This window comes from Anaerofustis sp. NSJ-163 (assembly GCF_024135845.1).
Taxonomy (GTDB): Bacteria; Bacillota; Clostridia; order Eubacteriales; family Anaerofustaceae; genus Anaerofustis; species Anaerofustis butyriciformans.
This window is the reverse complement of sequence record NZ_JAMYJV010000001.1, coordinates 296,569-319,468: the sequence shown is the minus strand read 5'-3', so window position 1 is coordinate 319,468 and position 22,900 is coordinate 296,569. Positions and strand designations below refer to the sequence as shown.

The following is a 22,900-nucleotide window of genomic DNA, read 5'->3' as shown; positions in this document are numbered from 1 at the left end:
AAGGAGCAGTAGATGTCTTATAGATTAGTAATAGTCGAATCACCTGCTAAAGCGAAGACAATACAAAAATATCTTCCAAAGGATTGTAAGGTTGTAGCCTCAAAAGGACACGTTATAGACCTTCCAAAATCAAAACTTGGAATTGATATTGAAAATAATTTTGAACCTGAATACAAGACTATAAGAGGTCAGGGGGAAAGACTTAAAAAACTTAAATCTGATGCAAAAAAAGCCGATGAAGTCATTCTCGCAACTGATAACGATAGAGAAGGAGAAGCTATTTCTTGGCATATCGCCAACTATCTTGGTCTTGATTTGAATGATAAAAACAGAATGGAGTTTTTGGAAATTACTCCATCAGCAATAAACAACGCCATTAATCATAAAAGAAAAATAGATATGAACATCGTTGATGCACAACAAGCAAGAAGAGTTCTTGATAGGCTTGTTGGTTATAAAATAAGCCCTGTACTTTGGAGTAAAGTACTTCGTGGACTTAGTGCGGGAAGAGTTCAATCTGTTGCTCTTAGAATGATTGTTGATAGAGAAAATGAAATAAGAAACTTTGTAAGTGAAGAATACTGGATAATGGACGGTATTTTTAAAAAAAAAGATACAAAAGAAGAATTTTTCAGTAAGCTTGCTTTAATAAACGGTAAAAAAGCCCAAATAAATAATAAAGAAGAAAGCGATAAAATAATAGAAGAATTAAAGAAAAATGCTTTTATTGTAAAAGATGTTAAAAAAGGAGAGAAGAAGAAAAATTCACCGCCTCCTTTTGAAACAAGTTCTCTTCAACAAGATGCAAGCAATAAACTTGGTTTTTCAATTTCCAAAACAATGATGCTTGCTCAACAATTATATGAAGGGGTTGAAGTTGAGGGAATAGGACAAATAGGTCTTATCACTTATCTTAGAACTGACTCTACAAGACTTTCAAAAGAAGCAGTTGAAGCGGGAAGTAAGTTTATAAAAGATAAATATGGAGATGAATATCTTGGATATACAGGTCCTAAAGGCAAAAGCAACAGTAAAATTCAAGATGCCCATGAAGCAATTAGACCTACTGATGTAAACTTAACTCCTGAAAAATTAAAAACATCTCTTACTGCTGATCAGTTAAAACTTTATACTTTAGTTTATAACAGATTTTTGGCATCTTTGATGAGCCCTGCTGTTTATGATACTTTAAGGGTTGATATAGAAAACGGAAGTTACACATTCCGTTCAACAGGTTCAAGGGTAAAATTCAAAGGTTATCTTGAAGTTTACAGTTATGCTTCAAAGAAAGAAGATGAAAATGAAAGTATACCACTTGTTGAAAAGGGCGAAGAGGTTTTATTAAAAGAATTAAAACCTGCTCAAAAATTCACACAGCCTCCTGCAAGATATAACGAGGCAAGTCTTGTTAAGGTTTTAAAAGAAGAGGGAATAGGAAGACCTTCTACATATTCTCAAATAATCAATACAATAAAAAACAGAGGATATGTTGAACTTGACCAAAGAAGATTTGTTCCAACAATGATAGGGGAAGCCGTTGATAAACTTTTAAGGGAGAATTTCGAGGATATAGTAGATATAGATTTTACGGCGAACATGGAAAGTAACCTTGATGATATTGAAGAAGGAAGCAAAAAATGGAAAGACGTAATATCTGATTTTTACAAAGGACTTGAAAAAGAACTTGAACATGTTAAGGAAATTGAAAGAATAAAACTTCCGGAAGAACAAACCGATGAAGTATGCGAAAACTGTGGTAAACCTATGGTTATAAAATACGGTAGATTTGGAAAGTTTATGGCTTGTAGCGGTTATCCGGAATGTAAGACCACAAAGGCTATCGTTAAAGAAATTGATGCTTCTTGCCCAAAATGCGGCGGTCAAATTGTTGAAAGAAAAAGCAAAAAGGGAAGTGTATTTTACGGATGTAAGAACTATCCTAACTGTGATTTTGCTTCTTCACAAAAACCAACGAGAAAACTTTGCCCTAAATGCGGAGAAATTTTATACGAAAGCAAAGGTAAAAAGAAAAGTTTATTTTGCAAAAACAAAGAATGTAAATATAAAGAAGAATTATAAAAAGAGAGGAAACTCTCTTTTTTTATTATTTATATAAATATTTTCGATTTATTATTTATAATATAAATACACGTTTTAGATATCCTATGGGTATTTTATTTAATGTTTATAGAAATTTAAAATTAAAAATAATATTATTTTTCACTCTATTGTGTTTTATAAATAATAATATTAAGAATAAAACTTTAAAAATATAAATTAATATAAATAACCGATAAAATAATTTTTAACTATATTTATTTAAAATGTTAATTTACGATTTGCTTTGTTAAAAACCAGGATTAGTGCATATAAAAGTGCCTATAAAAAAATATTAATTTTTCACATATTAACTATTTATTATTATAAAAAGTTTTAATTTTTATAGTATAATATTAATTAATAAAAAACGAAAAGAATCAGAGGAGAAAAGTATGAATAATTTTTATTTTCATTTACCTACAAAGGTTTATTTTGGTAAAGGACAGATAAAAAATTTACCTGAAATTTTATCCGGCTTAGGTAAAAAAGCATTGTTAGTTTACGGGGGAGGAAGTATTAAAAGAAGCGGACTTTATGATGAAGTTTTATCTTTATGTAAACAAAGCGGTGTTGAATTGTTCGAGCTTTCGGGGGTTGATCCAAACCCAAGAGTTGAGTCTGTAAGAGAAGGGGTAAAAATTTGTAAAGAAAATAATATTGATGTTGTTTTGGCAGCTGGTGGCGGAAGTACAATAGACTGTGCAAAAATGATTGCTGCTGCAGCAAAAAGCGAAGAAGATGCTTGGGAACTTGTAATACATCAAGATAAAATAAAAGATGCTCTTCCTATCGTTGATATTCTAACTCTTTCTGCAACAGGTTCTGAGATGGACCCATTTGCAGTTATAAGCAATATGAAAGAGAATATGAAAATAGGGGTTACCAGTGAGCTTTTTAAACCTAAAGCATCAATTATGGATCCAAGTTATACATGTTCTGTTCCTAAAAATCAAACGGCTGCCGGAACTGCCGATATAATGTCTCATATTTTTGAAAATTATTTTTCAAACGTAAAAGAAGGCTTTATGCAATCAAGAATGGCAGAAGCATTATTAAAGACTTGTATAAAATACGGTCCTATTGCTTATAATGATCCTGAAAATTATGAAGCAAGAGCAAATCTTATGTGGGCTTCTTCATGGGCTATAAACGGATTACTTAGCTCAGGAAACGAGGTTGAATGGTGTGTTCATCCTATGGAACATGAACTTAGCGCATTCTATGACATAACCCATGGTGTAGGACTTGCAATTCTTACTCCAAGATGGATGGAATATGTTTTAAATGAAAATACTCTTGATAAATTTGTTGAATACGGAATAAACGTTTGGGGAATTGCTCCTCATAAAGAAAAAGAAGAAATTGCTAAAGAAGCAATAAAAAATACATATGATTTCTTTAAAGAACTTGATATTCCAATGACTTTAAAAGAAGTTGGGATTGATGAAACTCACTTGGAAGAAATGGCAGAAAAAGTAGGGGAAATAAAAGGAGCTTATAAACCTTTAAATAAGGAAGATATGTTAAATATTTATAAGATGTGTCTATAAAAAAAAGAGGAGAAATCCTCTTTTTTATTTTATATAATATTATGTTAAAAATGAATGTAAATTGTTATATTCTTATATAATATTTTTTACTTAAGTTTTTTATTTAATAAAAAAAGGAGCCTTAGCTCCTTTTTAATGTTTTACTATTTTTTCCATAATCCGTGAAGATTACAATGTTCGTAAGCTGCTACGAATTCATCACCGTCAGCAAGGATAAATTCAGCTTTTGGTGCATCACCTGGTTTTAAGTTTTTAACTTGGTGACCAAGTTTTGTTTCAATCCAAATGAATTCGATGAAGTGTTCTTCAAGCATTGGATGTTCAACTTCACCTACTTGTACGCTTACTTTGTTGCCGTCAACTGTTACAGCTGGTACGTGTTTTTCAAAAGCACCGTCTGTTTGACCCGGTTTTAATTCTTCCATTTTTTCTCCGCAGCACATTACAGGTACTCCTTTGTTTACTGCAAATACTACGATGTTTCCACAATGTTTACATTTAAAAAATTTAGCTTCCATTTTTATTCCCATCCTTTTCTTAATTTTTTATTTTTAATAAATGTAGCTATTTATTAATTTCATTTACTATGTTTTCAGCTAATACGTCAAGTTGTTGTACATTTTCATCACTTAATGCAGATTTTATTGTAATATCTCCATCAATGTAGTTGATATTTTTAAGTTTTTCAACTATTGCTTTCATTTTCTTTGTTGCCATTGGACCCCATGTTCCGTTTTCAATGAATGCAACGTTTCTGTTTTGAAGATTATGAGCTGCTATTTCATGAAGAAGTGTTTCCATTTTAGGGAAGATTTCGTTGTTGTAAGTTACTGATGCAAATACAATTGTTTTATATTTGAAAGCATCAGATAAGATATATGAAGGATCAGTTTTTGATGCATCGTATACTTTTACATTTTTAACGCCTTTATCAGCGATTTTGTCTGCAAGAGCATTTGCAGCCTTAGCTGTATTTCCGTAAACTGATGCATAAACAACCATTACAGAATTTTCTTCTGCTTCATATGTGCTCCAGTGATTGTATTTGTCTAAAATCATTCCGATATCGTCTTTATCTCTCCAAAGATGTCCATGAAGAGGGCAAATTAGTTCAATATCAAGTGTTGCAGCTTTTTTAAGTAGAGCTTGAACTTGTGGACCGTATTTACCAACGATGTTTGTGAAATATCTTCTGTTTTCATCAATCCAGCCGTTTTCATAATTTACTTCGTCTGTGTATAAGTTTCCGTCAATTGCTCCGAATGTACCGAAAGCATCTGCTGAGAATAAAATTTTATCTGTTACATCATATGTTACCATAGCTTCTGGCCAGTGAACCATTGGTGCCATAACGAAAGCAAGAGTATGTTTACCTGTGTTTAAAGTATCATTTTCTTTTACGATTAAAGCTCTTGAATCAATATCAAAATCAAAGAATTGTTTAATCATGTTAACTGTTTTTTGGTTGCATACAACTTTTGCTTCAGGGTAGCGGTATACTACTTCGCTAAGCATAGCACAGTGGTCAGGTTCCATATGATTTACAACGATATAATCAAGATTTTTTCCGTCTAAAACTGCTGTTAAATTTTCAATGAAATCTTCTCCTGCTGTTTTGTCAACAGTATCGAATAATACATTTTTTTCATCAAGTAAAACGTATGAGTTGTAAGAAACTCCGTTTTCAACAGGATAAATGTTTTCGAATAATTCAATTCTTCTGTCGTTTACTCCAATAAAATATAAATCTTCTTTTACTTTTCTGACATTTTTCATAATTTACAAATTTCCTTTCCCTTAACTGTTTAAACATAGTTGTTCTAGTTTTTCCAAATTCAAAATTTCTATATGCTTTTTGCTTACTTTTATTAAATTTTCTTTTTGCATTTTCATTAAGCTTCTGGATAAAGACGGCCTTTTTACTCCGAAGAAATCAGCCATATCCTCTCTTGTCATGTATATTCTTACTTTGTTGTTTCTATCTTTGTTTTCAAGTAAATACAAAGATATTTTTTCTTCCAAAGTCGTTGCTGAGAGAATATGTATTTTTTTCATAAGAGCAAGAGATTTATCTGCCTGAAGATGCATTATGTTTCTTATTAACATTTTATGAAACTTACAGGCTCTTTCGCATACGTTAAAGAAGAAATTCCAAGGAATTATGAGTACTTTTGATTTTTTTGTTGATATTGCATCATAATAATTGTAATCATTAGATTCACCTTGAAACAAATCTCCAAATATTTCTCCGTCATTTATTTCATAAAATATGTTTCTGTTTCCCGACGGATAATCTTTTACTATCATTACTTCGCCTTTTAAGAGAACGTATAAGTAATTAGGTTTGTCTTCTTCTTTAAATATGATTTCATCTTCTGCATACTCTTTTATTTTTGATTTTGAACATATCATCATTTCTTCTATTGATTTTATGTCAATATCATAAAACAATTCGGATTTTGCTATTAAACCATAATCCATCTTTTTCTCCCAAATACCATAAAGCATGTTTAATGAATTTTCTATATAGTAACAAATTATAGAAATAAATTCCGTAACATTTGTTACGCTTTTATAGATTTTACATTAAAAATTTATTAAAATCAATCAAAATTTTACAAAACTAAAAAAATTTAATAAAATTATAATATAAAGAGGTGTTTATTTTGAATATTAGAATAGAAGAAGGATATTTGTATAAAGAGGAAATAAAGGAACTTTTTAGGGAAGATACAAATATGCTTGTGGAAAATGATGAAGAATTAAAAAATTATCTTGAAATTCAAAACTACGATGAAGAGTTACATGATTTAGAGTTAAAATATTCTAAACCATGGGGAAGGCTTTATATTTTTTTTGTGATGATAAACCTGGCGGGTGTATTGCGCTAAAAAAAATAGATAAGTTAAACTGTGAGATGAAAAGGCTTTATGTAAGAAAAGAATACAGAGGTAAGAAAATAAGCGAAAAACTTATAAATAAAATTATAGATGATGCAGTACATATAGGGTATAAGCATATGTTTTTGGATACTCTGCCTTTTTTAAAAAGTGCTATTCATTTATATAAAAAATTTGGTTTTTATGAGATTGAAAGTTACAATAATTCTCCTATGGATACTTCAATATATATGAAGCTGGATTTAGATAAAAATCAGTTTGCCGAATAAAATTTTTTAATTTATAAATTTTATTTATAATGGTAAGTTATCAGTAAATAGCAATTCATTGTTTAGTGATTTTGATATTAATTTAATTAAAAAAAAATAAAATAATACTCTCATCGTAAACATCAATACACATTAAAACAAATCAATATTGCATATTCATAAAAATATTGTTATTATTATAGAAAACATTTTGAACAAATAAAAATTGAGGTATAGATATGTCTGAAGATAAAAAAACTATTTTAAGCGGTATACAATCAAGCGGAGAATTTACAATAGGAAATTATTTCGGAGCAATAAAAAACTGGGTTGAACGTCAGGATGATTATAACTGTATGTATTTTATAGCAGATATGCATGCAATAACGGTAAATCAAGTTCCTGCGACTTTAAGAAAGAGATCTTTTGAATGTGCGGCAATGCTTCTTGCAAGCGGTATTGACCCTGAAAAATCTCTTTTATTCATTCAGTCTCATGTTCATCAACATGCAGAACTTGGCTGGATACTTAACTGTTTTACTCATATGGGCGAACTTTCAAGAATGACACAATATAAAGATAAATCAAAAAATCAAGGTGAAAACATAAAAGTAGGACTTTTTGATTATCCTGTTTTAATGGCTGCTGATATACTTTTATATCAAGCGGATCTTGTTCCTGTGGGAGATGATCAAAAACAACATCTTGAACTTACCAGAACAATAGCAAACAGATTTAACAATACATTTTCACCTACTTTCAAAGTTCCCGAAGGTTATTATGGTGAAAGCGGGGCAAGAATAATGTCTCTTCAAGATCCAAGTAAGAAAATGTCTAAATCAGACGAAAACAAAAACGGATTTATTTCAATGATAGACAAAAAAGATGTAATTATGGCAAAATGTAAAAGAGCCGTTACAGATTCTGATATGAATATTATTTACGACAAAGAAAACAAACCTGGAGTTTCAAATCTTCTTGAAATATATTCTTGTGCTACAAACAAAACAATAGAAGAAGCCGTAAAAGATTTTGAAGGAAAGAATTACGCATACTTTAAAACAGCTGTAGGGGAAAGTATCGCAGACAGGCTTACTCCTATTCAAGATGAATTTGAAAGACTTTGTAAAGATAAAGCATATGTTAACGAAGTTTTACAAAAAAGCAGTGAACAAGCAAGCTACATTGCAAACAAAACACTTAGAAAAGTTAAAAAGAAAGTTGGATTTTACAGTTTATAAAAAGAGGAGAGATCTCCTCTTTTTTTATTGTATATAAATTATGTATGAGGTTAATTTAATGTTTTTATGATAAATAAATGATATAAAGGATAAGGTAAATAATAGATTACAGTTTATAATTACTTTGACTATATTTATAAGATATGTTTACAATGTATGTTTGTGAATTTAAAAGAAGATATTTATTTGATATCATGCTTTTTTATAAGTAAATAAAAAAGTAAATAAAAAATATGTTTTATCATTAAAAACAATAAAGTACATATAGAAATGTATTTATAGAATAAACTTTTTATTAATAAATTTTATATTATAAAAAAAATTAAAAAAACAGTTGACAAAGGTTAAAAATAATGATATCTTATATACAAGTTAGCAATGACTAACAAAAAAATAAAGGTGAAAGAATTATACCCATATTTTTTTAACCGCATGTTAGCAAAGACTAACAATATTTATCTCTTTTATATATGAATCGGATATGTTTCGATTTATAAAAATTTCTTTTCATTACATTATAGAATTCAAGGTACCGTGACATATATGTTTTAGCCTTCCAATTATTCCCTTCACGGTACCATGACTTTCTATAAATGGAGGTTATTATGATTGAAAAATATTTAATTGAACATTGTTCTCCAACTCTTGCAAATCTTAAAACTGCAAATTTGTTTTCATTTAAAGTTGGTGACATTAAAACATTAAATGAAAGTATAAGGGCATGGAATTATGAGCTTAATGAAAAAGGTATATATTTATCTTTGCTAAATGTGAAAAATAACTTAGCCCTTGTTTATGTATACAGAAGAAAAAAACTTGAAGAAGATTTAAAAAAGGACGGAGTAGGTGAGATATTAAATATTTACGGATATAAAAACACTAATATTGATTATGCAATAAACACATTAAAAGAAAGGCTTAAGTTTAGCGATAATTTTCCTCATGAAATAGGTTTGTTTCTTGGTTATCCCCTTGAAGATGTTAAGGGATTTATAGAAAATCTCGGTAAGAATTCAAAATGCTCGGGGTGCTGGAAAGTTTATTCAAACGAGTGTGAAAAAATAAAAATGTTTAACAAGTTCAATAAATGCAAAAAAGTATACTCAATGCTTTTTAACGGCGGCAGGTCAATTTCTAAACTTGCTGTTGGCATTTAAAATAAATATAAGTGAGGTATAAAATATAATGAGTAAAGTGGCAGTTGTATACTGGAGCGGAACAGGTAATACAGAAATGATGGCTCAAATGGTTGAAGCAGGTATTGTTGAAGCAGGCGGTAGTGCAAGTGTGATGACAAGCGCAGAATTTACATCTGATATGGTAGATGAATTCGATGCTATTGCATTTGGATGTCCTTCAATGGGAAGTGAACAACTTGAAGAAAGCGAATTTGAACCAATGTTTAGAGAAGTAGAAGACAAATTAAGCGGAAAGAAAATTGCTTTATTTGGTTCTTACGGTTGGGGAGATGGTGAGTGGATGAGAAACTGGGAAGATGAGTGTTCATCTGACGGTGCAACTATGGCACATGAAAGTGTAATATGCTGTGGAGCTCCTGATGATTCAGCTAATGAAGATTTAAAAGCTCTTGGAAAAGCTCTTGTTTAATTTAACCCCCTAAAATATATAATTACTTAGATGCAGAAACTTTTCTGCATCTTATTTTTGATAACAATATAAAAGTGATTAAATTTAATGTTTTAATATCTTATAAATAAAATATTGTTTTTTTTTATGAGATAATATAAAATATATAGAAAACGTAAATAAAATATATAAATATATAGAAAATCATAAAAACAAAAATATTGGGAGATTTGTATGAAAACACATGAATCCAGAGAAGATTATTTGGAAACTATACTTATTTTAAAGAAAAGACTTGGAAACGTAAGAAGCATAGATATTGCAAACGAGCTTAACTATTCAAGACCAAGTGTTTCAAGAGCGATAAAATTGATGAAAGAAAATGAGTATATAACCGTTGAAGAAAACGGGCTAATAAAGCTTACTGATCTTGGAGAAAAAGTAGCAAAATCTATTTATGAAAGACATACAATAATCGGTAATATGCTTATGAAACTTGGAGTAAGTGAAGAAACAGCATTTGAAGATGCTTGTAGAATAGAGCATGTTATAAGCAAAGAAAGCTTTGAAAAAATAAAAGAACATGCCGGTGATTTCATAAAAGAATAAATGTATATATAAATAAGAAGCAAAGGGTTTTTCTTTGTTTTTTATTTTTTTGACAAAAGATTATTTGCAAGTAGTTAAATATTATGTTAAAATAAATTGACTTTAACAGACAAATAGATATTTGTGAAGTTTTTTTAGGAGGTTAATATGATTTATACACAAGAAGTAGAAAACATGTGCGTAGTTAAAAAAGGCGCAAATCATGGCCCTGCACCTATTCCTGAAGAAGGTAAATGGGTTAAATCAAAAGAAATCAAAGATATAAGCGGTCTTACACACGGTGTAGGTTGGTGTGCACCTCAACAAGGAGCTTGTAAACTAACATTAAACATCAAAGACGGTATCATAGAAGAAGCTTTGGTTGAAACACTTGGATGTTCAGGTATGACTCACTCAGCTGCTATGGCAAGTGAAATTTTAATTGGTAAAACTTTACTTGAAGCATTAAACACAGACTTAGTTTGTGATGCTATCAACACAGCTATGAGAGAATTATTCCTACAAATCGTTTACGGAAGAAGCCAATCTGCTTTCTCTGAAGGTGGTCTTGCTATCGGCGCTGGTCTTGAAGATTTAGGTAAAGGACATAGAAGTCAAACAGGTACTTGCTATGCTACAAGCAAAAAAGGACCTAGATACTTAGAATTATCTGAAGGTTACATAACAGAAATCGGTTTAGATAAAAATGATGAAATCATCGGTTACAAATATGTAAATCTTGGCGTTATGATGCAAAACATTAAAAAAGGTGTCGATCCTATGGAAGCTATCGAAAAAGCTAGCGGTAAATACGGTAGATTTGACGATGCAGTAAAAACAATCGACCCAAGAAACGAGTAGGAGGGAGGAAATAAAATGGCATTATTTGAAAGTTACGAAAGAAGAATTAAACAAATCGAAGAAGTTTTAAATAAAGACGGTATCAAATCATTAGAAGAAGCTAAACAAATCTGTGATGATAAAGGTATCGATGTTGCAGGTATCGTAAAAGGAATCCAACCTATTTGTTTTGAAAACGCATGTTGGGCTTACACAGTAGGTGCGGCACTTGCTATTAAAAGAGGAGCTACTACTGCTGTAGAAGCTGCAAAAATTATTGGTGAAGGTTTACAAGCATTCTGTATTCCTGGTTCTGTTGCTGATGACAGAAAAGTAGGTCTTGGTCATGGTAACCTTGCAAGTATGTTACTTTCTGAAGAAACAGAATGTTTCGCTTTCCTTGCAGGTCATGAATCTTTCGCTGCTGCTGAAGGTGCTATCGGTATCGCTAACTCAGCAAACAAAGTTAGAAGCAAAGACTTAAGAGTTATCTTAAACGGTCTTGGTAAAGACGCTGCTCAAATCATTTCAAGAATCAACGGATTTACATATGTTCAAACTCAATTTGATTACTTCACAGGAGAATTAACAATCGTTAACGAAACAGCTTACTCTGACGGCCCAAGAGCTAAAGTAAGATGTTACGGTGCTGACGATGTTAGAGAAGGTGTTGCAATCATGCACAAAGAAGGTGTTGATGTATCTATTACAGGTAACTCAACAAACCCAACAAGATTCCAACATCCAGTTGCAGGTACATACAAAAAAGAATGTATCCAAGAAGGTAAAAAATACTTCTCAGTAGCCAGCGGTGGTGGTACAGGTAGAACACTTCATCCTGATAACATGGCTGCAGGTCCTGCTTCTTATGGTATGACAGATACAATGGGAAGAATGCACTCTGACGCTCAATTCGCCGGTTCTTCATCAGTTCCTGCTCACGTAGAAATGATGGGACTTATCGGTATGGGTAACAACCCTATGGTTGGTGCAACTGTTTCTGTTTCTGTTGCAATCGAAGAAGCTAGTAAATAGTTTTGTTAAAGTAAATTAAAAGATACCTTGTATAAGGTATCTTTTTTTATTTGTAAGAGTTTAGATAAAATAAAAATTTGAAAAATAGTGATTTGTTTTATGAAAAAAATATATAAAATTTATAAAATCTATTTGTGGAATATAAAAAAATATTATAATTAAATAAATAAAAGTATCTAAATCAAAGGGAAAACATAAATTTTGCATATTTAAAGGGATTTATGAAAAAAATATAAAAAATTTATTCAAAAAAATAAAAATATACTTTGATTTAGGCGGTTTGTATGATATAATACTAAACTGCAAGATTTATATTTAGGAGGATAAAATGGAAACAGTATTATTGGTGTTGATAATAGTATCAAGCCTTGGCTTAATTGCAAGTGTAGTATTGCAAGAAGGTTCTACTGCAGGCATGGGTGGTGCTATTTCAGGCGGTGCCGAAGGTTTATTTGGTAAGAAAAAAGCTCATGGTATGCAAGGACTTTTAAATAAGATTACTTTAATATCAGCAGTAGTATTTTTTATATCAATTTTTGTTTTTGACCTTCTAACAAAATAAAACAATATATAAAATTAATTTCGGAGGAGAAAAATGAGTGTTGAAACTTTAATGTTTTTTGCCCCTGTTGCGGGTATTATAGCGCTTCTTTTTGCGTTATATCTTGCTTCTTCGATCAATAAAGTTGATCAAGGAACAGATAGAATGAAAGAAATTTCATCTCACATTCACGAAGGTGCTATGGCTTTCTTAACAAGTGAATACAAATATATCGTTGTTTTTGCTGTAGTATTATTCGCTATTTTATTTGGCTTAATAGGTTGGGAAACAGCAGTTTGTTTCTTAATTGGTGCTTTATTCTCAGTTTTAGCTGGTTTCTTTGGTATGCAAGTTGCTACTAAAGCTAATTCAAGAACAGCTGCTTCTGCTAAAGACAAAGGCATGGGGGCTGCGTTAAAAGTTGCTTTTAACGGTGGTAGCGTTATGGGTCTATGTGTTGTAGGTCTTGGTGCTATCGGTGTTAGTATCGTATACATGATCTTTGCTGATGTAAACATCATCACAGGTTTTGGTCTTGGTGCTTCTTCTATCGCTTTATTCGGTAGAGTTGGTGGTGGTATCTATACAAAAGCTGCTGACGTTGGAGCTGACCTTGTAGGTAAAGTTGAAGCCGGTATTCCGGAAGATGACCCAAGAAACCCAGCTGTTATCGCTGATAACGTAGGTGATAACGTAGGGGACGTTGCAGGTATGGGTTCTGACTTATTTGAATCATATGTTGGTTCTATTATTTCTGCTATGACTCTTGGTGGACTTTTACTTGGAAGCATGGAAGCTGTTATGTTCCCATTGGCTCTTGCTGCAGTTGGTATCATTTCTTCAATTATCGGTTCTTTATTCGTTAAAGGCGGAGAAAATGCTGACCCTCATAAGAGCTTAAATCTTGGTACATATGTAAGTGGTATTCTTGTAATTATCGCTGCTTACTTCTTAACAACTTCTTTACTTAAAGATATTACATACTTCTATGCAATTATTGCCGGTCTTGTTTGTGGTATCTTAATCGGTAAAGTTACAGAAGTTTACACATCTGAAGATTACAAATCAGTTAAGAAAATTGCTAGTCAAAGTGAAACAGGTGCTGCTACAACAATTATTTCTGGTCTTGCTGTTGGTATGATGTCAACTGCTATTCCAATTATCTTAATCGTAGCTGCTATCTTACTTTCTTATATGTTATCAACAGAAGGTTTATATGGTATTGCTCTTGCTGCTGTTGGTATGCTTTCAACTGCAGGTATGACAATTGCCGTTGATGCTTACGGTCCAATCGCTGATAACGCTGGTGGTATCGCTGAAATGTCTGAACTTGATGATTCTGTAAGAGAAATTACAGATAAACTTGATAGTGTAGGTAACACAACTGCTGCTATCGGTAAAGGTTTCGCTATCGGTTCAGCTGCTTTAACAGCTCTTGCTTTATTCGCATCTTACTCAACAGCTGTTGGTATCAAAGCTATTGACTTACTTGATGTAAAAGTTATTGCAGGTTTATTCATCGGTGGTATGCTTCCTTATGTATTCTCAGCAATCACAATGGAAGCTGTTGGTAAAGCTGCTAACCAAATGATTGAAGAAGTTAGAAGACAATTCAGAGAAATTCCTGGTATCATGGAAGGTAAAGCTAAACCAGAATATTCTACATGTGTAGAAATCTCTACAAAAGCTGCATTAAAAGAAATGATCGTTCCTGGTCTTCTTGCAGTAGTAGTTCCATTACTTGTAGGTTACTTCCTTGGTGCAACAGCTCTTGGTGGTCTTCTTGCAGGTGCACTTGTAACAGGTGTATTAATGGCTATTCAAATGGCTAACTCAGGTGGTGCTTGGGATAACGCTAAAAAATATATTGAAGGTGGAGCTCACGGCGGTAAAGGTAGTGAAGCTCACAAAGCTGCAGTAGTTGGGGATACAGTAGGTGACCCATTCAAAGATACTTCAGGTCCTTCATTAAATATCTTAATCAAATTAATGACAATCGTTGCATTAGTATTTGCTCCATTGTTCATATAATAGAAAATTAAAGCCTCTTTATAGAGGCTTTTTTTTATTGTAATTTTAGATTGTATTTTAATAATATAAATTTAATATATTTTTATTGTAGAAGTAGTGATAAATTAAAGTAAAAATTATATTTAAAATTTATTATTCGATTTAACATATTATAAATGGAAAGTAGTAAGATATATTTACTATTGTCATTTTATTTTAGGGTTAAATTTAATTAATATAATAAAAAAGACTCGAGGGAGTCTTTTTTTATTTATGTATATTCTTTGTAAAAGCAAAGTAAATCCTTTGAAATAAAGGAAAATGCCTTTACTTTTTTTGTTATAATCCATATGTTATTCTAAATCAAATTATATTTAAATAATTATTTGATTTGTTAAATATATAGTTTTAATGAGAAATTTAGATAATAAGTTTTGAACAAAATTAATTTTATAAAAGGGAAAAGCATGGAAAATAACAATAGAAAAGAATTAAAAAATAAAGAAGTATGGTATAAAAGATGGTATGTAGTTTATACCTTTATTTTTTTATCCTTGTGTTTCGTTATTTTTTTACCGTTTTTTATAAGCGGTAAGAGTTTTGTATGGGATACGGGAGGGCTTAATACCGGAGACGGATTTGTTCAGCATTTTACCTCTGCCGTATATTTTGGTAATTACTTTAGAGATATAATACTTAATTTATTAAAAAGTCACGAACTGGTTATTCCAATGTGGGATTTAAGTATCGGAACGGGGTATGACGTTTTAACATCTCTTAATTATTATGCTTTTGGAGATCCACTTAGCATTTTCTACATATTTACACCGGAAAAATTTATGGGATATACCTTTTCTTTTGTTATATTTTTAAGACTTTATTTATCGGGATTATTTTTTTCATTTTTCTGTTTTAATTTTAAAATGAAGAAAACGCCTGTGATTATTGGGGCGTTATGCTATGTATTCTGCGGGTTTAGTTTGTATTGCTCTATTCGTCATCCATTTTTTATAAACCCTATGATATACCTTCCTTTGCTTCTTTTAGGCATTGAAAAAGTATTTAAAGGAGGTAAGCCTTATTTATTTATAATAATGGTTACCATAAGCGCTATAAGTAATTTTTACTTTTTATATATGTTAACCATTGCCGTTATTATTTACGCTTTTATAAGAGTAATGTATATTTACAAAGAAAAAGGAGTGTTTTTAAAAAAACTTAGATATTACTTCTTTAAATTCCTTTTTTATTATATTATTGGCATTCTGCTTTCGGCAGTTATTTTTCTTCCTGTTATAATATCTTTTTTTAACAGCTCAAGGCAGAGCGGTCAGGCTAACAATCTGACACTGGTTTATAATTTAAGTTATTATATTAACGTTATAAAAAATATGTTTGCTGCTAATGATATAGGGCTTTGGGCATTTTTAGGATTTAATATTATAAGTATTATTTGCGGTGGGATTATATATAAAGACAAAAGCAAAAAGGGAAAATATTTAAAGTTTATATTAAGCATTTGTATTATCTCTCTTTTAGTTCCATTTTTTGGATATATAATGAATGGATTTAGTTTTGTGTCAAACAGATGGACCTTTATTTTTTCATTTGTCATATCATTTATAAGTGTTTATATAATGGGAGAATTGAAGAATTTTAAAAATAACATTAAGTTTATAAATATATTTCTTGGTGTTGTTTTGTTTTTAAATATTTCTTTGACAGTTTTATATATATACTTAGATAAAGATATAAAATATGTTTTATTTAATTATATCTTTATATTTATGGGATTTGTATTCATGTTTTTTATTAAAAACAGAAAGTACAGGGTAAAAACCATATATATGGCTTTACTTATTATTGTTCTTATACAAATTCCTTTTTCTGCTTATATAAAATATTCGCCTTTTACTCTAAATTATCCTAAAGAGTTTAAGTCTTATGATAAGTTAAATAGTGCCATAAACCAAAAGGAATTTAATTATATAAAAAGCATTGATGAAGAAGAATTATACAGAGTTGATATAAACAACAACAGGCTGAATTACGGACTTATAAACGATATAAACGGTCTTTCTTCTTATTTCAGCGTTCAAAATAATAACAGCGTAAACTATTTCTTTTTAACCGGTCAGGTTGGACAGGCTACATTATCGGGTAATCACGGTTATGACTGCCACCTTATAAGCAATGAACTTAAAGGAGTTAAGTATTTTGCAGGTAAAAATTATAATGCCGATTTGTATAAAGATTACAAGGTTATAAAGGAATATGAAGACAGCAAAGTATATAAAAACGAAAATGCACTTGGGCTATTTTATACCTATGACAGCGCTATTAATCAAAGCACATTTAATTCTTTAAATATATATGACAGAGAAATGGCAATGCTTCAAAGCGTTTATCTGGATAAAGACAGTATAGTTTCAAATGATAATATTATTTCTTCTTCAAAGACTTTATTAGATGTAGAAGATATAATGGAAAATGCAAAGCATGACAAAGACAAAATAGAAATTAAAAAGGACAAAATAATAGTAAAGGAAGATGACAGTGACCTTAGTTTTAATATAGATGTAAATAACAGTGAATGTTATCTTGTAATAGATGATTTTGACTTAAATTTAGACAGTGAAATTAGTAAAGATGCTTCCTTAAAGAGAAAGATAAGACATTTGCTTTATACCCCTGCAAAATATTCTTACATGAACATAAAAATTGACGGAAGCGAAGAGAGTTCTTTTAGATATTCCATAAAAACATCTGATAATACTTATTACTTTGGTATAGAAGATTATGTATTGAATCTTGGGTATTATAAAAATGGGTTGCACAACATAAAGATTAACTTTGATGAAAAAGGAGAGTATAATTTTTCCGATATGAAAGTAGTATCTCAGCCTATGGATGATTATGATAAATATGTAAATGAGTTAAAAGAAGACAAGGTAGAGAACTTTACCATAAAAGGAAATACAGTAAGTTTAAAAGTAAATACGAAAGAAGATAAAATAGGGGTGTTATCAATTCCTTATTCAAAAGGCTGGAAGGCTTATGTGAATGGTAAAGAAGTAGAAATTTTACAAGCAAACATTGACTCTATGGGGATAGAGTTAAACAAAGGTGAAAATGAGGTTGTGTTTACATATTGTACTCCGGGGCTTAAAGTGGGGGCTATTGTTTCGCTTGTTACAGCATTTTTATGTATGATTTATATTTTTATTAATAAAAAGAAAAGAAATATTTAAAACTTATATTAATAAAGCAACATAAGTTTAATTTAAACTATTTTTAAACGAACATTTATTGTTTTTATTAATTTGACAAAATCTTTATATTTGTATAGAATAAATTATGAATTTTATAAATTTCTAAATTAAAGAATAAAGAGGGAAACATGAATAGTGGTACTATGTCATTAGTTATACCTGCGTATAACGAATCTGAAATAATAGAAAATACAGCGAAAGTTGTCGTAAATATTTTAAAAGAAGCAAATATACCATTTAAAGTTCTATTTGTAAATGATGGATCAAAAGATGACACATGGGAAAAAATAAGAAAAATATCAAAAGAATATGATTGTATAGATGGAATATGTTTTTCAAGAAATTTTGGAAAAGAAGCAGCTATTTTTGCAGGACTTCAATATGCAAAAGGAGACTGCGTTGCAGTAATGGATTCGGATTTGCAGCATCCGCCTGAAACACTTGTTGAGATGTATCAAAAATGGCTTGAAGGATATGAAGTAATTGAAGGGATAAAAGCTTCAAGAGGAAAAGAAGGCATTGTTTATAAAATAGGTGCAAAAAGTTTTTATAAGATAATATCAGATGCTACAGGTATAGACATGTCAACATCATCAGATTTTAAATTAATGGACAGAAAAGTTGTTGACTCAATAATAAGTTTACCTGAAAGACATTTGTTTTTTAGAGCTTTATCATCATGGGTAGGATATAAGACAACATATGTAGAATTTGAGGTTCAGGAAAGAATCGGGGGAGAATCTAAATGGTCATTTTCTTCTCTTGTTAAATATGCAGTTAGAAACATAACGACATTTTCAACAGCTCCTATGCAGATAGTTTCTTTTGCAGGAATAATATTTTGTATTTTAGCAATAGTGATTGGAATTAGAGCCGTATACCAATATTTTGTAGGAATTGCTCTTGGTGGTTTTACAACAGTAATACTTTTAATATTGATACTTGGAGCTATCGTTATGCTATCCCTTGGAATAATAGGATACTATATAGCAAAAATCTATGAAGAAGTAAAAGGCAGACCAAGATATATAGTATCAAAAACAGCGAAGGAAGAAGAAAAATAGGAGAAAATAATGATAGAAAAAATTAATGGTTTATATGAAAAATATAAAGAAATTATTTTATATATAATTTTTGGGGGTCTTACGACACTTGTAAATTTTGTAATATATTTTGTATTTACGAATGTATTATCTATAAATTATCTTGTAAGCAATTTTATAGCATGGATAGGTGCTGTTATTTTTGCGTTTTTTACAAATAAAAAATACGTATTTAATGCGAATAACACACAACTGTTAAATTATATAAAAGAATTTATTATGTTTACCTCTTCAAGGGGATTTTCCTTTTTGATAGAGACATTTCTTTTATTTTTAGGCGTGGAGCTTATAAAGTTAAATGATGGGGTAGTTAAGGTAGCAGTTGCGATAATAGTAGTTATTTTAAATTATTTCTTTACAAAGTTTGTATTTAAGAACAAAGAGGAAAAAGAAGAAAAAAGAGAGATAGTAAAAGAAAATAAGAAGAATAATCTTAAAGATAGTGAAGTATGGTATAAAAGATGGTATGTTGTGTATACTGTTTTATTTTTAGTTTCAGCTTTATTTGTTTTCCTTCCTTTTATTGTAACCGGAAGATTATTAATTTGGGATACTCAAGGTATGAATGCCGGTGATGGCTTTACTCAGCATTATGCATCCGCAGCATATTTAGGTAATTATTTTAGAGATATAATAAAAAATTTAATCTTTAATCATGAACTTATAATTCCTATGTGGGATTTAACAGTAGGAACGGGGTATGATATTTTAACATCTCTTAATTATTATGCTCTTGGTGATATTTTAAATGTATTTTATATATTTACACCTGAAAAGTATACAGGTTATATGTATTCTTTTCTTATTGTATTTAGACTTTATTTATCAGGATTATTTTTTATATTATTTTGTTTTAAATTCAATAAAAATAAAATGTCTGCAATTTTAAGTGCCATTGGGTATGTTTTTTGTGGATATTCTTTATATGCATCAATAAGACATCCGTTTTTTATAAATCCAATGATATATCTTCCTTTAATATTAATTGGAGTAGAAAATGTTTTAAGAGGTAAAAAACCATATTTATTTATAATTATGATAACAATAAGTGCAATAAGCAGTTTTTACTTTTTATATATGTTAACAATTGCTACTATTATTTATGCTTTTATAAGAGTAATGTATATTTATAAAGAAAAAGGATTGTTTTTAAAAAAATTAGTATATTATTTCTTTAAATTCCTTTTTTATTACTTTATAGGTATATTGTTATCTGCAATAATTTTACTACCTGTTTTAATTGGTTTTTTAGGAAGTGCAAGGGCAAATGGGCAGGTTTCTAATTTAACATTATTTTATAATATAAGTTACTATATAAATATATTTAAATATATGTTTGTTGCAGGTAGTATAGGAGAGTGGACTTTTTTAGGGTTTAATACAATAATGATATTTACAACTTTTCTTGTTTTTAAAGAAAAAAGTAAAGCTGCAAAATATTTAAAATATATTTTGATTATTTTATTTATTGTTATTCTATTTCCTTTATTTGGATATATTATGAATGGTTTTAGCTATGTATCAAATAGATGGTGCTTTATTGTATCTTTTGTAATATCATTTATAAACTTCTATATATTATGTGATATAAAATATTTAATTCATAAGCATTTAAAATATTCATATGTTATTTTAATAACTTTATTTTTAATTAACTTTTTTATAAATGCAATTATAAAAGTTGTTGATTTAAATAATGAAATGTATATATATAATTTATTATTTATTTGTATGAGCTTTTTCTTTATTGCATTTGCCATTAACAAAGAAATTTGTATAAAAAATATAAACTTAATATTAATTTTAATATATGGATTTCAAATTGTAATGAGTACCTATTTGCTTTATACTCCATTAGGAAGTTCATATATGGGAGAATATAAGAAAACAAATAAAAGTTTACAGGCACAACTTTATAATGATGCATATGATTTTATTAAACAAAATGATGAAAATATATACAGAGTATCCAGTAGTAAAGAACGATTAAATTATGGGTTAATTAATAATATAAACGGACTTTCATCTTATTTTAGTATACAAAATAAACATTCTGTAGATTATTTCTTTTCTACCGGTATGCTGGCAAAAATTAGTTTATCCGGTAATCATGGATATGATAACCATCTTATAAGTAATGAACTTAAAGGGGTAAAATATTATATTGCATATGATAATAATAAACATGACATTTTTAAAGACTATAAAAAAGTAAAAGAATTTGATGATAAAACTTTATATGAAAATACAAATAATTTAGGACTTTTTTATACTTATGATTCGGCTATTGGCACTAATGAATTAAATTCATTAAGTGTATATGATAGAGAATATGCTATGCTTCAAAGCGTGTATTTAGAAAAAAATACTGATTTGAAAACTGAGAAAAAATATCCTAAATCAAAAATTATTATGAATTTTGAAGATATATTACAAAATGCCCAATATAATGAAAAAAATATAGAATTAAAAGATGATTGCATAAATGTTAAAAAGGATAATTCATCTATAACATTAAATATAAAACCTATTAAAAACAGTGAAACATATTTAGTTTTAGATGATTTAAATTTAGTTATTGAAAAAAAAGAAAAGAAAAATGCAGGTATAAAAGATAAGGTTAAATATCTATTATCCTCAAGTGAAACTCAATCAGACATAGAAATATATATAGATTCTTCAAAAAAATATAATGATAAGTATATTATTAGATCTACAACGGATACTTATTATGTAGGTATAAATGATTATGTATTAAATTTGGGATATTATGAAGATGGAGAACATGAAATTAAACTTAATTTTACGAAAAAAGGAAAATTTAACTTCTCTGATTTAAAAGTAGTATCTCAGTCTATGGATAACTATGATAAATATGTAAATGAATTAAAGGAAGATAAGGTAGAAAACTTTACCATAAAAGGAAATACAGTAAGTTTAAATGTAAATACGAAAGAAGATAAAATAGGGGTTTTATCTATTCCTTATTCAAAAGGCTGGAAGGCGTATGTGAATGGTAAGGAAGTTGATGTATTACAGGCAAACGTTGATTCTATGGGAGTTGAACTTCAAAAAGGGGCAAATGAAGTAGTGTTTAAATACTGTACTCCAGGGATTAAAGAAGGGGGTATAATTACATTAATTACGGCTTTAGGGTGTTTGATTTATATATTTGTTGATAAAAAGAAAAAGGCTCTTTAAGAGTCTTTTTTTGAGAAAATTTTGTAAGTTTGTATAGTTTACAGTTATGATAAAATGACAATATTTTTTATTGTTATTTTGTTTTTAATTAAAAAATATATAGTTTTGTAATATTTTATAAGTATAATAAAAATTGCATATATTGTTTTAAATTGTATTTTATTGGGTATTGAGGGAATGGTTGCTAAAGTAACTGTAAGTATAATTGTTGTTATTTTAAATTATATTTTTAGTAAATTGTTTATTTTTAAAGAAAAAAATAAAGACACTTTTTAAAGTGTCTTTTTTAGTTATTTACAATTTTTATCGTTTTTGTTTTGTTGTTTTTGTTCGTTTTTGTTGTTATAAGATTGTTCGTTTTTATTCATGTTTTGCTTATTGTTTTTGTTTTCTTTTTTCTTAGCCATTTTATTTCTCCTTTGTTTTTTCTATATTAATTTTTCCCCAAAAACAAATATATATATTGGAAATTTTTTCTAAATTTTAATTTAATATTATTTGGGATTTAACTAAATAAGAGGTTTTTATAAATAAATATATATTGATTTTAATTTAATAAATTTTGTATGTTTGATATTTTTAAGTTATTGTATTACAATATGATTTATATATGGAAAAATATTGATAAAAGGGCAAATGTAGAAGTTTAAAATATTGATAAAATTTTTTTACTATGGTAAAATA

18 protein-coding genes are annotated in these 22,900 nt (G+C 29.1%); 15 read left to right on the top strand and 3 right to left on the bottom strand.

Going from position 1 to position 22,900, the window contains the following annotated elements; genetic code table 11:
* The first annotated feature begins 12 nt into the window (after positions 1-12).
* The gene (gene topA, locus M6G78_RS01485) at positions 13-2,079 is read left to right on the top strand and encodes a type I DNA topoisomerase (protein ID WP_138269059.1); all 2,067 of its coding nucleotides are present in this window, start codon (positions 13-15) and stop codon (positions 2,077-2,079) included.
* Positions 2,080-2,492: 413 nt separating this feature from the next.
* Positions 2,493-3,650, top strand: coding sequence for an iron-containing alcohol dehydrogenase (locus tag M6G78_RS01480; protein WP_253229419.1), 1,158 nt, complete (start codon positions 2,493-2,495; stop codon positions 3,648-3,650).
* A gap of 143 nt (positions 3,651-3,793) precedes the next feature.
* Here M6G78_RS01480 and M6G78_RS01475 read toward each other — a convergent pair whose 3' ends face one another.
* From M6G78_RS01475 to M6G78_RS01465, 3 genes are read right to left on the bottom strand one after another with little or no spacing between them, the layout of a single operon-like run.
* A complete protein-coding gene (locus tag M6G78_RS01475; protein WP_253229418.1) occupies positions 3,794-4,168 on the bottom strand; it encodes a desulfoferrodoxin family protein in 375 nt (124 codons plus the stop codon).
* A gap of 46 nt (positions 4,169-4,214) precedes the next feature.
* Complete coding sequence (locus M6G78_RS01470; RefSeq protein ID WP_253229417.1) at positions 4,215-5,426, bottom strand: FprA family A-type flavoprotein; 1,212 nt, start codon at positions 5,424-5,426, stop codon at positions 4,215-4,217.
* Positions 5,427-5,447: 21 nt separating this feature from the next.
* Positions 5,448-6,131: a Crp/Fnr family transcriptional regulator gene (locus M6G78_RS01465; protein WP_253229416.1), complete on the bottom strand. Its 684-nt coding sequence runs from the start codon at positions 6,129-6,131 to the stop codon at positions 5,448-5,450.
* Positions 6,132-6,316: 185 nt separating this feature from the next.
* Between M6G78_RS01465 and M6G78_RS10325 the strand changes: the two genes are divergently transcribed.
* From M6G78_RS10325 to M6G78_RS01405, 13 genes are all read left to right on the top strand, one after another.
* Positions 6,317-6,541 (top strand): hypothetical protein, encoded by a 225-nt coding sequence (locus tag M6G78_RS10325; protein WP_371922817.1) that lies wholly within the window; start codon positions 6,317-6,319, stop codon positions 6,539-6,541.
* Complete coding sequence (locus M6G78_RS01460; protein WP_371922816.1) at positions 6,484-6,819, top strand: GNAT family N-acetyltransferase; 336 nt, start codon at positions 6,484-6,486, stop codon at positions 6,817-6,819. The genes M6G78_RS10325 and M6G78_RS01460 overlap by 58 nt, the downstream gene beginning before the upstream one ends.
* 218 nt (positions 6,820-7,037) lie before the next feature.
* Positions 7,038-8,039, top strand: coding sequence for a tryptophan--tRNA ligase (gene trpS / locus M6G78_RS01455; RefSeq protein WP_253229415.1), 1,002 nt, complete (start codon positions 7,038-7,040; stop codon positions 8,037-8,039).
* Between the two features lie 605 nt (positions 8,040-8,644).
* Positions 8,645-9,196 (top strand): DUF3793 family protein, encoded by a 552-nt coding sequence (locus M6G78_RS01450; protein WP_253229414.1) that lies wholly within the window; start codon positions 8,645-8,647, stop codon positions 9,194-9,196.
* Between the two features lie 28 nt (positions 9,197-9,224).
* On the top strand, positions 9,225-9,647 hold the full coding sequence (locus M6G78_RS01445; RefSeq protein WP_253229413.1) for a flavodoxin: 423 nt from the start codon (positions 9,225-9,227) through the stop codon (positions 9,645-9,647).
* Between the two features lie 213 nt (positions 9,648-9,860).
* On the top strand, positions 9,861-10,235 hold the full coding sequence (locus M6G78_RS01440) for a metal-dependent transcriptional regulator (protein WP_138269067.1): 375 nt from the start codon (positions 9,861-9,863) through the stop codon (positions 10,233-10,235).
* A gap of 147 nt (positions 10,236-10,382) precedes the next feature.
* Entirely contained in the window at positions 10,383-11,075 is a 693-nt protein-coding gene (locus M6G78_RS01435) for an iron-sulfur cluster assembly scaffold protein (RefSeq protein ID WP_138269068.1), read from the top strand.
* Positions 11,076-11,090: 15 nt separating this feature from the next.
* Complete coding sequence (locus tag M6G78_RS01430) at positions 11,091-12,089, top strand: GGGtGRT protein (RefSeq protein WP_138269069.1); 999 nt, start codon at positions 11,091-11,093, stop codon at positions 12,087-12,089.
* A gap of 328 nt (positions 12,090-12,417) precedes the next feature.
* Positions 12,418-12,651: a preprotein translocase subunit SecG gene (secG, locus tag M6G78_RS01425; protein ID WP_138269070.1), complete on the top strand. Its 234-nt coding sequence runs from the start codon at positions 12,418-12,420 to the stop codon at positions 12,649-12,651.
* Positions 12,652-12,684: 33 nt separating this feature from the next.
* Positions 12,685-14,661, top strand: coding sequence for a sodium-translocating pyrophosphatase (locus tag M6G78_RS01420; RefSeq protein WP_253229412.1), 1,977 nt, complete (start codon positions 12,685-12,687; stop codon positions 14,659-14,661).
* A gap of 446 nt (positions 14,662-15,107) precedes the next feature.
* A complete protein-coding gene (locus tag M6G78_RS01415; RefSeq protein WP_253229411.1) occupies positions 15,108-17,891 on the top strand; it encodes a YfhO family protein in 2,784 nt (927 codons plus the stop codon).
* A gap of 149 nt (positions 17,892-18,040) precedes the next feature.
* The gene (locus M6G78_RS01410) at positions 18,041-18,976 is read left to right on the top strand and encodes a glycosyltransferase family 2 protein (protein ID WP_253229410.1); all 936 of its coding nucleotides are present in this window, start codon (positions 18,041-18,043) and stop codon (positions 18,974-18,976) included.
* A 9-nt stretch (positions 18,977-18,985) separates the two neighbouring features.
* Positions 18,986-22,216: a GtrA family protein gene (locus M6G78_RS01405; protein ID WP_253229409.1), complete on the top strand. Its 3,231-nt coding sequence runs from the start codon at positions 18,986-18,988 to the stop codon at positions 22,214-22,216.
* Positions 22,217-22,900 lie beyond the last annotated feature (684 nt).